This window comes from Aeromonas sp. 600479 (assembly GCF_049175515.1).
In the GTDB taxonomy this organism is placed as follows: domain Bacteria; phylum Pseudomonadota; class Gammaproteobacteria; order Enterobacterales; family Aeromonadaceae; genus Aeromonas; species Aeromonas veronii_A.
The window spans coordinates 468,905-481,175 of the sequence record NZ_JAAKVF010000001.1; the positions used below are offsets into that span (position 1 = coordinate 468,905).

General features: G+C 60.8%; 9 protein-coding genes. All 9 read left to right on the plus strand.

Annotated features, from left to right (window positions below; all coding sequences use genetic code 11):
* Nucleotides 1-348 precede the first annotated feature (348 nt).
* The 9 genes from G5149_RS02010 to G5149_RS02050 all read left to right on the plus strand — a co-directional run bounded on the left by G5149_RS02010 (nucleotide 349) and on the right by G5149_RS02050 (nucleotide 12,270).
* On the plus strand, nucleotides 349-1,107 hold the full coding sequence (locus tag G5149_RS02010; RefSeq protein WP_335843154.1) for a flagellar motor protein: 759 nt from the start codon (nucleotides 349-351) through the stop codon (nucleotides 1,105-1,107).
* The gene (locus G5149_RS02015) at nucleotides 1,082-1,960 is read left to right on the plus strand and encodes a flagellar motor protein MotB (RefSeq protein WP_245130660.1); all 879 of its coding nucleotides are present in this window, start codon (nucleotides 1,082-1,084) and stop codon (nucleotides 1,958-1,960) included. The genes G5149_RS02010 and G5149_RS02015 overlap by 26 nt, the downstream gene beginning before the upstream one ends.
* 162 nt (nucleotides 1,961-2,122) lie before the next feature.
* The gene (locus G5149_RS02020) at nucleotides 2,123-4,261 is read left to right on the plus strand and encodes a TonB-dependent hemoglobin/transferrin/lactoferrin family receptor (protein WP_421211357.1); all 2,139 of its coding nucleotides are present in this window, start codon (nucleotides 2,123-2,125) and stop codon (nucleotides 4,259-4,261) included.
* Entirely contained in the window at nucleotides 4,261-6,267 is a 2,007-nt protein-coding gene (locus tag G5149_RS02025) for a prolyl oligopeptidase family serine peptidase (protein ID WP_421211359.1), read from the plus strand. Before G5149_RS02020 ends, G5149_RS02025 begins: the two co-directional genes overlap by 1 nt.
* The gene (locus G5149_RS02030) at nucleotides 6,264-8,711 is read left to right on the plus strand and encodes a proprotein convertase P-domain-containing protein (protein ID WP_421211361.1); all 2,448 of its coding nucleotides are present in this window, start codon (nucleotides 6,264-6,266) and stop codon (nucleotides 8,709-8,711) included. Before G5149_RS02025 ends, G5149_RS02030 begins: the two co-directional genes overlap by 4 nt.
* 59 nt (nucleotides 8,712-8,770) lie before the next feature.
* Complete coding sequence (locus tag G5149_RS02035; RefSeq protein ID WP_421211363.1) at nucleotides 8,771-10,210, plus strand: DUF1566 domain-containing protein; 1,440 nt, start codon at nucleotides 8,771-8,773, stop codon at nucleotides 10,208-10,210.
* Nucleotides 10,211-10,223: 13 nt separating this feature from the next.
* Nucleotides 10,224-10,793 carry a DUF1566 domain-containing protein gene (locus G5149_RS02040; RefSeq protein ID WP_236345621.1) on the plus strand — a complete coding sequence of 190 codons (570 nt, stop codon included), beginning with the start codon at nucleotides 10,224-10,226 and terminating at the stop codon, nucleotides 10,791-10,793.
* A gap of 368 nt (nucleotides 10,794-11,161) precedes the next feature.
* Nucleotides 11,162-11,566, plus strand: a complete 405-nt coding sequence (locus G5149_RS02045; RefSeq protein ID WP_337072084.1) for an NADH-quinone oxidoreductase subunit A — start codon at nucleotides 11,162-11,164, stop codon at nucleotides 11,564-11,566.
* 29 nt (nucleotides 11,567-11,595) lie between these two features.
* On the plus strand, nucleotides 11,596-12,270 hold the full coding sequence (locus tag G5149_RS02050) for a NuoB/complex I 20 kDa subunit family protein (RefSeq protein WP_227094751.1): 675 nt from the start codon (nucleotides 11,596-11,598) through the stop codon (nucleotides 12,268-12,270).
* The last annotated feature ends 1 nt before the right edge of the window (nucleotide 12,271 follow it).

The window sequence follows — 12,271 nt, forward strand, 5'->3', positions numbered from 1 at the left end:
GAGCCATATACTGCAAAATACGAAACAAGAAGGCGACCTGATGGTCGCCTTCTTGATGATGACGTCACCTAATCACCAGGATATGGTCCCGAGAGGAGAAGCTCTTTATTGTGCTTCATGGATTCCCGACTCTGGATGATTGCGCACTATAGTAGCCGCAGACTGTTTCGCTCTTAGTCAGTCTCTCGCCACTGATGCCATAACAACGTTTGCCTCTCCCCGCTTTGTGCGCGACACCCGCAGCCACATACCACGCCGATTAATTGCTCAGCGATTGGATATCATTTTGAAAAACTGATACTTAACTAGCTACACTAGCCATTATCAACATACAGGGACGTGTAAAAAATGAGCTTGATTGGCTTGGTGCTGGCGTTGATCGCCATCCTTGGCGGCAACATGATCGAGGGTGGTCACCCCAGTGCACTGCTCGATCTGCCCGCATTCCTCATCGTGATCGGCGGCACCATAGGCGCTGCGCTGACCCAGTTCCCCTTCTCTGTCGTCGGTAGCACCATGAAGCGTTTCAAATGGCTGCTCTCTCCCCTCAAACTCGACATGCTGGAACAGGCCCAGTTGCTGGAGACCCTGGCAGGCAATGCTCGCCGCAGCGGCATGCTGGCGCTGGAAGGGATGATCGAGGAGATCAAGGATCCCTTCCTGAAGAAAGGGGTGCAGATGATGGTCGATGGCTACGAGAAGAACAAAATCCACGAGGTGCTGGAGAACGAGATCGAATTTGAACAGGAAGATCTCGAACAGACGGTCAAATTCTATGAAGCCATGGGAGGCTACTGCCCGACCATGGGGATCGTCGGCGCGGTATTTGGCCTGATCCACGCCATGGGTCTGCTGGATGCCCCCGACAAGCTGGGTGGCGCCATCGCGGTGGCTTTTATCGCCACCATCTACGGGGTATCCGCCGCCAACCTGATCTTCTTGCCGTTCGGCAACCGCTACAAGGGGTTTGCCCACCAGATCCGCCACTACAAGGAGATGACTCTGACCGGCATTCTCTGCATCGTGGATGGCGAGTCCCAAGCACGCCTGCAAGTGACCCTCGAACCTTATCTGGGAGGCCATGGTGGCGAAAAAGAAAAAGGCTGAAGCGCCGGAGAACCACGAACGCTGGCTGGTCTCCTATGCCGACTTCATGACATTGCTGTTCGCCCTGTTTGTGGTGCTCTACTCCTTTGCCATGGCCAAGCAGTCCGAAACCCGAGTGCTTATCCAGGGCTTTATCGAGTCGCTGGGTAAAATCGGCCTCATCTCCCCGCCTGCCGGCTCACCCTTGATGCAGGGGGGCACAGGGATTCTTGAACCGGAATCGAAGACCACGCCAAGCAGCCCGAAAGAAGAGACTGTGCTGGAGAAAGATGCCCCCATGGCGGCATCGGATCCATTCAACGAGACCATAGGTGCCTCGGAAAAGCCGAGCGCCACCGAATCCTGGCCCCATAAGACCAAGGAGCAGGAGTGGGTGCAGGTGACCAAGCAGAAGCTTGAGCAACAGCTCAAGGCCCAGATTGAATCGAAGGATCTGGAGGTCGAGCAACTCGGCAGTCAATTGGTGATCCGCATCGGCGAGAAGGCGCTGTTCCCCTCCGATTCGGCGTTCCTGCAGCCCCAGTTCATCCCGCTGGTCAACAAGATCGCCGGCATTTTGGCCAACATCCCGGGGCAGGTAGTGGTCACCGGTCATACCGACAACTCCCAAGCGCCGGTGGAGCTCTATCGCAACAACTGGGAGCTCTCGGTGCTGCGGGCCTCTTCCATCGTGCAGACCATGCTGACCAATCCCCAGCTGGATGCCAGACGAGTCATCGCTCAGGGTGTTGCCGACACTCAACCCCGCTTTGCCAATGACACCCCCGAACATCGCCAGGCGAACCGCCGGGTCGATATCACCCTCTCCCAAGGCAAGGCCGCAGAAGAGTCGCTGCAACTGCTCAAGCCCTAATCCCCCCGCTCCCGCTTCGCGCGGGAGCCTCTTTTTAAAAACAAATAACTCAATAATATCAACACCATAAGATCTTAATGATAATGATTGCCATTTATTGTCAAGTGGTCAGGCCTCTGCAATAATGCCGCCCTTCAGGCTTAAATAAAAACAATTATCATTATGAACAAACTGCTTCAGGCATGGCCGGCACTCCTGTGTGCCTCCGCTGGCGCGGCCGATCTTCCCCCTGTGGAGAAGGCTCGCAGCGACGACACCATCATTGTCACCGGGCAACGGGTACAACAGAAACTCTCCGATGTTTCCGGCTCCATCACCGTCATCACCCAGGAAGAGCTGGACCGTCAGGTCGCCAGCGAGCTGACTCATGTGTTTCGCAAGATCCCCGGTGTCTCGGTCACCGGCTCTGCCGGGCGACCGCAAAACATCAGCGTGCGCGGCATCGGGGGCAACCGTATCCTGCTGATCAAGGATGGGGTGCGCGTCAGCGACGGCTTTGGCGCCGACAACATCAATGACAAGGTGGGTCGCTTCAACTTCGACCTTGATGACATCAAGCAGATTGAGGTGGCCAAGGGGGCCGGCTCCTCCCTGCATGGCTCCGATGCCATCGGCGGTACCGTGGTGATGAATACCAAGCAGCCGGAAGATTATCTGCAACAGCAAGATAGCTATCTGGCGGCCAAAACCCTCTACGGTGGCGACAGCAACAAGAAGAAGCTCAGCATGACCGGCGCGGTGCGGGCACTGGAGAGCGAACATCTGTTGCGCCTCTCCGGCTGGCGTGGCAACGAAACCGCCAACTTTGAAGAGAACCGCATTCCGGCGGATCTGGATGGCATGAGTGCCTCCACCAGCAGCCGCCTCCCCCTCAATGCCCATCACGCTCTGCGGCTGGAGCTGGACTACTACGAGGATCACGCCAAACGCCAGATGGGGCCCAAAGCGGTGCCCCAACCCGATGGCAGCTGGGACGTGGTCGGTTTTCAGGAAGATGGCGATCAGCGCACCCAGGGCGGCAAGTTCAGCTGGGAGGCCAACGATCTGGGCATGATCGATACCCTCAACTGGAGCCTGTTTGGCAACCAGTCACGCAACGAAGCCAACCAGCGCCAGCTGCTGCGCAACGATGCCCTGAGCGGCTATCCCAGATATCGCAGCCAGCGCACCCTCTCCACCTTCGAGGAGCTGCGCCTTGGCAGTGAGCTGGAGCTGCAGAGCAAGCTGAGCACCGGCTCGCTGGATCACACCTTCAGCTACGGTGTGGAGCTGGAGCAGGCCAACCACGAGCGGCCGGTCAGCAATCTGACCCTGGAAGATGGCATCACCACCCAGGGACAGAAAGCCCCCTTCAGCAAGGCCGAGACCCGCCGCGATGGCATCTGGCTGAGCGATGTGATCGATCTGGGCAGCTGGCAGTTTACCCCGACCCTGCGCTTTGACCGCCAGCGCCTGCGCGCACCGGACAGTAATCTGGCCGAGAACCACAGCGACCACATCTCCCCCAGTGTGGCGGCCAGTTACCGCTTCAACGAGACATGGCGCAGCTGGCTCAGCTATGCCAACGGCTTCCGCGCCCCCGCTTACGATCAGGTTTACGGCAACATTCCTCACTACTTTGCCATGCCGCCGTTCGAGATCATTGCCAACCCCAACCTCAAGGAGGAGACCAGCCACAGTCTGGAGTGGGGAGTGAATGGCCAAAGCGACAACTGGAGCGTCAAACCGGCCGTTTTCTACAACCGCTACTACAACTTCATCGACTGGCGCCAGACCGGTTTTCGCCTCGATGACGGTGTCTTCCTGCGCCAATATCGCAACGTTGCCAAAGCAGAAACCTGGGGCGCCGAGCTGGCCGCCAGCCTCTGGCTGAGCGACGAGTGGGAGCTTTCGACCAATCTGGCCTGGATGGATGGCAAGGATCACCGCGGTGAGCCGCTGCGCACCCAGACACCGCTGGAAGGCAACACCACCCTGCGCTGGCAACAGCTCGACTGGGGGGTTGAGCTCAGTGGCAACTATGCCGCCGCCATGACCAAGGTGCCCCAGTGCGCCAATGCGCAGACTGGCTACAACGGTGCCTGCCAGAGCAGCGCAGGCTGGTTCAGTCTGGATCTCACCGGCGACTGGCAGATCACCGAGGCGCTCAAGGTCAATGCCACCATCGGCAACCTGCTCGATACCCGCTATGTCCGCTATCAGGATGTGGCCGGACTTCCGGCTGGCAGCGATACCTCTCTCTACAGCCAGAGCGGCCGCTACCTGTCAGCCAGCCTCAGCTACCGTTTCGTGGGGATGTGATGAAGCATCATGCAATCATGGCGGCCCTGTTGGCCGTCCCGTTGGCGTGGGCGCAAGAAGCCCTGCCACCGCCGATCCCGTCCCAGCCACACCTGATTTCAGGCAATCCCGTACGCCAGGATCCCTACTTCTGGTTGCGGGACGAGAGCCGTAGCAACCCGGCCATTCTCGCCCTGCTCAAGCAGCAAAATCGCTGGAGCGAGCAGCAGCTCGCCGCGCAGCAGCCGCTGGAAGCAACCTTGCGCGCCGAATTTGCCCGCCATCCGGCGGGGGAATCTGTGCCAGAGGACTGGCTTGTCCGCGGCGATCAGGCATGGCAGCTGCGCCCGGATGGCTCACTCTGGCAACGCCACGGGGGCAAGGTGCTGCAGCGGCTTCCCGCCAGAGCGGGTGAGGACTATTACGAAGCGGGCGGCTGGGCACTGAGCCCGGATAACCTCACACTAGCCATCGCCGAAGACAGGCGCGGCGATCTCGACTATCAGGTCACCCTGCTCGATCTCCAAAGCGGCAAGGTGCTGGCCAGTTTGGCGCAGCGAAGCGCTGATCTCGCCTGGTCACAAGATGGTCGCACCCTTTACACCATCGCCAATGAGCGCGACACCCTGCGCCCCTGGCAGCTGCGCGGCTGGCAGAATGGCCAGGAGCAGACTCTCTATGAGGAGCAGGATCCCGCCTGGCTGCTCAGCCTCTATCGCACCACGGATGGCCAGCATCTGGTGTTGCAGGGCAACAACCACGACAGCTCGGAGCAATACCTGCTCGACTCGGGCAAGCCGCAGCAGGTCAAACCCCGCCAGCGCGGGGTGGAATACTATCTGGACAGTCAATCCGGCTGGGTGATCAAGAGCAACCGGGAGGGGGCATTTGCCCTCTACTCAGCCAGCACGCCGCTCGGTGAGTGGCAGCGCCTGTGGCCCGCCAAAGAGGAGGATCTCGGCGATCCCGAGAAGTGGCGACTGTTTGATCGCCATCTGGTGGTGCAGTTTCGCCAGCAGGGGGAGGATTGGCTCGCCCTGCTCGACCGCAACGGCCATGAACGCCAGCGCCTGCCGCTGGCCAGTGGCGCCGGTACCGGCTGGCTGCAAGGAGAACATGACCCGGCCAGCGACCGTATTCTGGTGCGCAGTCAGGGCTTGAGCCAGCCCCCCGGCCAGCGCTGGCTGGATTTGAACAGCGGCCAGTGGATCAACGACCAGCACACCGCAGGCAATAAAGCATTGCCCTATCAGAGCGAGCGGCGCTGGATCACTTCTGCCGATGGCACCCGGGTGCCTGTCTCGCTGGTATGGCGCAAGGATCTGGCCCCTCGCGCCGTACTGCTCTACGGCTATGGCGCCTATGGCACGCCGATGCGCCCCTACTACCAGAAAGAGCTGTTAAGCCTGCTGGATCGGGGCTTTGTCTACGCCATCGCCCATGTGCGCGGCGGCGGCATGCTGGGGGAGCAGTGGACCCGCGACGGACGGGGCATCCACAAGCAGAACGGCATCAGCGACTTTATCGCTGCCGGCAACAACCTGCGCCACTGGTCGCCCGACGCCGCCCCTCTGCCCCTGTTTGCCATGGGGGGCAGCGCGGGGGGCACCCTGGTTGCTGCGGCCCTCAACCAGCAACCGACACTCTTTAGCGGCGCCGTGTTGCAGGTTCCCTTCGTCGATATGCTCGGCACCATGAGCGATCCTGCCCTCCCCTTGACCCGTCAGGAGTATCAGGAGTGGGGCAATCCGGCCAAGCCCGCAGAGTATCAGGCGATGCGTCGCATCAGCCCCTACGACAACCTGCACCGCGCCCCCTACCCGCCCCTGCTGGTCACTACCGCCCTGCACGATAGCCAAGTCCCCTACTGGGAGCCGGTCAAGTGGCTGGCCCGCCTGCGGGAGCACAGCACGGGCTCCGGCCCCTACCTGCTGCTGACCGAACTGGAGGGAGGCCACCGCGCCGGTGGTGGCGATCGGGCTCGTGAATTTGCCTTCTTGTTGCATCTGGCGGGGATCAATCAATGACCCTGCCGCTGATTGGGAGTACCACTATGAAACCCCTGTTGCCCGCCCTCTTGCTGGGGCTGGCTAGCTTTTCCACTCAGGCCGCCGAACTGCGTTTTGTCGAACAGGACGCCCCGGCCGATACCCGCCTCTGGCTCGAACAGCAGCTCGGCGTCACCCTGAGTGATGCCCCGGCCTATCAGCGCCAAGGCAAGCTGGGCCACTATCTACATTATCGCCAGCAGCTCAATGGCGCACCGATCGCCGGCCTGATGGCCGCCGTCAGTCTCGATGAGCAGGGTCGCCCGTGGCGCCTTTATCACAATACCCGGCTGATGCAGGCACAGGCGGCTCCATGTGATGAAGCAAGCCGCGCCGGGGTGGATGCCTATACCGCCACGCTGGATAGTACGGTGTGGCAATTCGCTGGCAGTGACGAAGCCCAGCCCTGGTACTGGCAGGATGGCGACACCTTGACTGCGGCCTGGCGTCTGCTGGCGGTGGAAAGCCAGCCGGGCAACAGCAAGAGCAGCCACTGGCAACTGTTTGTCACCTGCGATGGCAACGCCCTGCTGGGGCGCACGCTGCAAGAGGCCAACACCCGTGCCGAAGCGGTCCCGCTGGCAGGGGAAGCGGCTACGGTGCAGGCCCGCATCTTTGCCCTCGACCCACGCACCCAGTTGCAAGATGGCAACCTGCTGTGGCGCCACGATCTGGTGCTGGACAACGGGGCCTATCGCACCGTGCCGCTCAGGGTACAAAAGGTGGATGACACCTACCAGCTAAATGGCCCACGCGCCCGGGTCGTGGATGGCACGGCGCCGGAAACTGCCCCCTTTAGCAGCCCTGATGCCGATGGCTTCCAGCTGGATCACCAGCAACCCGCCTTCCTCGATATCAATGGCTACTACCATCTGGATCTGGCCCAGCGCCATGTGGAATCCCTTGGCTACCCGACGCTGATGGGCGGCCCCCTGGCCATCGATACCGATGCCGGGGAGCAGGACAACTCTCTCTATGACCCCTTCCTGCGCCGGTTGGAAATTGGCCGGATAGGGGTACCCGATGCGGAAGATCCCATGGTGATCTGGCACGAGTTTGGCCATGCGGTGCAGCACCATATCCTGCCCGACATGGGAGAAGAGGGTGACTGGGGCGCCATCGGCGAGGGCTTTAGCGACTATCTGGCCGCCAGCTGGCGCCAGCGTAGTCCAGAGGCTCGCCAGTTCGAGCCTTTCATGGTCTTCAACTGGGATGCCAGGATCAGCGGCCGAACGCCCCGTCAGCTCGATGATCTGCGGGCGCGCTATCATCCGGGCTTCCTCTATCCGGCTCACCTCACTATCAACGGCAGCAACGGCGACCAACTGTGGGGCACCCCGCTCTTCACCGCGCTGCGCCAGGCCGTTGAACAATATGGCGAGGTAGCCCGTGACGAGTTCGATACCCTGCTGATTGAATCTCACTTCGGCCTCGGCCCGCAGGTGCGGATGCCCCAGCTGGCGCGGGTCACCGTGGATACCGCCAACCGCCTCTATCCGGACCACAGCTATGGCAAGCTGCTGGAGCAGGCCTTCCGCCACCACGCCCTGCTGCCCACGCCCATCGCGGCCCGCCTTGCCGATGACAGCTACCTGTTGCCCGAGGAGAAAAAGAGCCTCGCCATCGAATTGACCAACCAGAGCGGCCGCCCCCTGACCGTGGCTGACGCCAGCCTGCTCCCGAGCAAGGGGCTCATGGGTGACGGTCACTGGCAGGGAGAGCTCAACGCCGATGGCACCGCCCGCTGGACCCTGCCGCTGGAAGCAGCGAGCAACCTGACCTGTGGCGAGGCAGTCACCTTGCCGCTGCAGTTCCAGCTCACCCTGCCCAGCCCCACCGAGCGCCAAACCCGCCTTGACCTGCAACTGCCGATCGGTGAACCGCTCTGGCAGCGGGCCATCGGCCAGGGTGGCCAGATCAAGGATGCGGTGAGCGATGAACGGCACGGCCTGTCCCGCTTCACTCTCACCCTGCCCGAGAGCAAGGCCCGCATCGACAGCGGATTCGTGGTCGCCCTCGATCTGGAGCACAGCAAACTGGAGCAGCTGGAGATCTGGCTCACCTCCCCTTACGGCACCCGGATTAGCCTGTGGAACAAGGGTTACGCCAGCCATACCCGGCTCAAGGGGGAGTTTCCCCGTGAACTGGTACCGTTCGAATCGCTGGACAAGCTGCACGGCGAACCGCTCGCTGGCCGCTGGCTGCTGGAGATCAACGACACCAGCGCCGGTGACACCGGTCAGTTGCGCAACTGGCGGGTCGCCCAGCAAGTCGGCGCCCGCTGCGACAAGGATGAAGCCCTGCCCAACACCGGCATCATTCCCCTTGAGCAGGATGAAGGGGGTGGCGGCACGACTTCACCCCTGCTGCTGTTGCTGGCCCTCTGGCCCCGCCTCTGGCGCCGGAGCACCCCGCGCCGTTGAATCCTGTACCACGGGGGTTACCGCCCCCGTGAACCTGTGACCGAATCAAGGAATGTGAAGTGAAACCATCCGTACTGGTTATTGCAACCCTCTCAGCCCTGCTCAGCGCCTGTGGCGGCGGGGAAGATAACGCACCACTGGCGATCCCGGACTACCGGGTCGATGTCGCCCTGCCGACTGCCGGTACCCTGTGCGCCGATCTGGATCAGAACTGGCAATGTGATCCTGCCGACCCTGCCGTCAGCGGCGAAGGAGTTGTGGCCCTGGTCAGCCGTTCGGCCAACATCGTCAACTCGCCCCTGCTGTTCGTACCGAGGAGCGGAGGCCTGCTGCTGGCACATCCGGCCGCCAAAGGGGATCCACAACGGCTGCAACCGACCCTGCTCAGCACCCTATTGCAGAGCCGCATTGCCGAAGGGGTGGCCGCCGATCGCGCACTGACGCAGCTGCTGGCCGATCTCGCGCCGCTGCAACCGGGCAGCGACCGCGCGGCCCTCGCAGGTCTCGGCCAGTTTGATCAGGCGCTGCAACAGGTGGCGATCAGTTTGCAGCAACAGGCCCGCACACGCCTTGCCAACGCCAAGGAGACCCAGTTGCTCACCACCAGCTATCGCGCCATCAGCCTGATGCTGGCGCAATTGGCTCAGGAGTGGCAGCGCAACGGCCAGTTTGCCGAAGAGACCCAAAGCGAGCTGCTGACCCTGCTGGTGCAGCAGCAGCCACGCAACCTGCTGACCGTCACCGGCGTCACCACCTTCAGCGATGGCAACGACCCGCTGCTGGAACAGGAACCCGCCGACTATCCGGGACAAGATGCCAGCTGGAATCGCACTCGTCCCCAGCTTGCCTATCGCAAACTCGATGATCGCGGTCAGGTTCTCCCCGACAACGCGCCGAGCTGGCAGTGCGTCAAGGATCTCAATACCGGTCTGGTGTGGGAGGTCAAATCGGATGATCCCTTGAGTCCTGACTGGAAAAGCAGACCCTTTGCCTATGAGGATGAGCAGTTCAAGGCGACCACAGGCGAGCAGCAAGCGGCCTACCAGCATATTCATAACAGGATCGAACAGCTCACCGCCGAAGGGGACCTGGCAGCCCTCGCCAGGGCCCAGGCGCTGACCACCCTGCTGACCACCCGCGCGTATCAGCAGTGGCTCAATGGCAAGCAGCGCTGTGGCATCAGCCAGTGGCGGCTACCCACCATGGGTGAGCTGATGTCACTGATGCACTACGGCAGCTTGGCCAGGGACCCGCTGGGTCAGCGCATCATCATGGATACTCGTTACTTCCCGGATATCGCCCCCTCGGAAGAAGGCTTCTTCCATGGTTACTTCTGGAGCGCCACCAGCAACACAGCTCAGCTCTTCTCCGGTGGCCCCATCAGCAAACGCACTGCCCTGTTCCTGGGAGACGATGCGGGCACCACCTATCCCGCGCTGGTGCAGCAAGATACCTATATCGAACTGATGCAGGTACGACTGGTCGCCACTTCCCAATAATCCGAGGAATATCATGAGCCTTTATCGCTTTTCGTTCGCCATGCTAGCACTGCTGGCCCCCCTGGCCCACGGTGCTGCCATTTGTGATGACACCATGGATCGCACCGCCCCCTCTGCCCGTTTTCTTGACCATGGCAACGGCACCGTCACGGATCAACACACCGGCCTCACCTGGATGCGCTGCAAACTGGGGCAGACATGGAGTGGCAACAGTTGCCTGGGGGAACCGACCGTTTACTACTGGCAGCAGGGGTTGCAAGTGGCGGAGCGGATCCGCAGTGACAGCAGCCATGCTCTCTATCACTTCGGCGGTATCAGCCAGTGGCGCCTGCCCGACATCAAGGAGCTGGCGACCCTGGTCGAGCATGCCTGCTACCAGCCCTCTCTCAATGAAGCCATTTTCCCGCGCGCCATGGCGGGGGGCGGTAAAGAGGTCAATGAGGGCTATGTCTATCTGATGAGCAGCACGGTGACCTCCGCCAATGGTCAGCGGGCGTATCTGGATATCACCTCGGGAGATATCGGTCTTCGCGCCATTGGTGCCTACCCGGATCAGGTCTTGCTGGTCGCCAATAAACCCTGACCGCCCCACGCTCGAAACCGGAACGCTATGACAGGAGAGGCTTGAAAGCCTCTCTTTTTATTGCCTTTTGAGCGTGCCCGTCTCCATTTTTCTCACCCCGACTTTCCCAACCCGCAATACCGATCAGCTCTGGTTTCACTCTCGGTATTTACCCCTTTAAGGTGATGGCAAGGATCAGCATTCTGCGCTCTCCCAGCCTTTCTCGCTCGCCATAATCAACAAAAAAGTGCGCTTCTTAACAAAATTTAATCGCCAGTTAACCGATTAATAATTAACCCGTAAAAATGACATGTAAATCAGTGCGAAAGTGTCATAATGCGTAACATTATTGTTAAGTCGCTTGATTAATTTGGTTAGGAAAAACCTCTATGTTTGCTGATATTTCTGCTCAACATTGGGCTTTTGCCATTTATGTCATCGGTGCCATCACCATCTGTCTGGTGATGATAGGCCTTGCCGCCCTGCTGGGAGGTCGCGCCTACGGCCGCTCCAAGAACAAGCCATTTGAATCTGGTGTGGACTCGGTCGGCAGTGCCCGCCTGCGTTTTTCCGCCAAGTTCTATCTGGTCGCCATGTTCTTCGTCATCTTCGACGTCGAGGCGCTCTACCTGTTTGCCTGGTCTGTCTCCGTGCGGGAGAGCGGCTGGGTCGGCTTTATTGAAGCCACCATTTTCATCGGACTGCTGCTTATCGGCCTGATCTACCTCTGGCGCATCGGCGCGCTGGACTGGTCACCGCGCAAACAGCAGTTGAACAACAAAAACAGTGATTGAACCACAGACCCTTTCCTTGAGGTTGCACCATGAAGTACACCCTGACCCGGATTGACCCGGATGCACCCGTTGAGCGCTACCCCCAGGAGCAGCGCCAGACCGTCGATGACCCACTGACGCAAGAGGCGACGCGCGGCATCATGATGGGCCGTCTCGAGGAGGTGCTGCAAGATACAGTCAACTGGGGCCGCAAAAACTCCCTCTGGCCTTACAACTTCGGTATCTCCTGCTGCTACGTGGAGATGTGTACCGCCTTCACCTCCCCCCATGATGTGGCTCGCTTCGGCGCCGAAGTTATCCGTGCCTCGCCCCGTCAGGCCGATTTCATGGTGATTGCAGGGACCCCCTTCATCAAGATGGCGCCAGTCATCCAGCGCCTGTATGAACAGTTGCTCGAACCCAAGTGGGTGATCTCCATGGGGGCCTGTGCCAACTCAGGCGGCATGTATGACATCTATTCCGTGGTGCAGGGGGTGGACAAGTTCCTGCCGGTCGACGTCTACATTCCGGGTTGCCCGCCCCGTCCAGAAGCCTTTTTGCAAGCCCTGATGCTGCTGCAGGACTCCATCGGCAAAGAACGCCGCCCCCTCTCCTGGGTGGTGGGCGATCAGGGGATCTACCGTCCCCAGATGCAGGCCGAAAAAGAGCGCAAGCGCGGCGAACGGATCAATGTGACCAACCTGCGCACGCCGGATGAGATCTGAC

What these genes read in the sequence shown, in the direction of transcription:
- G5149_RS02010 (WP_335843154.1), top strand. Translation starts at nt 349, where the DNA reads ATGAGCTTGATTGGCTTGGTGCTGGCGTTGATCGCCATCCTTGGCGGC.
- G5149_RS02015 (WP_245130660.1), top strand. Translation starts at nt 1,082, where the DNA reads ATGGTGGCGAAAAAGAAAAAGGCTGAAGCGCCGGAGAACCACGAACGC.
- G5149_RS02020 (WP_421211357.1), top strand. Translation starts at nt 2,123, where the DNA reads ATGAACAAACTGCTTCAGGCATGGCCGGCACTCCTGTGTGCCTCCGCT.
- G5149_RS02025 (WP_421211359.1), top strand. Translation starts at nt 4,261, where the DNA reads ATGAAGCATCATGCAATCATGGCGGCCCTGTTGGCCGTCCCGTTGGCG.
- G5149_RS02030 (WP_421211361.1), top strand. Translation starts at nt 6,264, where the DNA reads ATGACCCTGCCGCTGATTGGGAGTACCACTATGAAACCCCTGTTGCCC.
- G5149_RS02040 (WP_236345621.1), top strand. Translation starts at nt 10,224, where the DNA reads ATGAGCCTTTATCGCTTTTCGTTCGCCATGCTAGCACTGCTGGCCCCC.
- G5149_RS02045 (WP_337072084.1), top strand. Translation starts at nt 11,162, where the DNA reads ATGTTTGCTGATATTTCTGCTCAACATTGGGCTTTTGCCATTTATGTC.
- G5149_RS02050 (WP_227094751.1), top strand. Translation starts at nt 11,596, where the DNA reads ATGAAGTACACCCTGACCCGGATTGACCCGGATGCACCCGTTGAGCGC.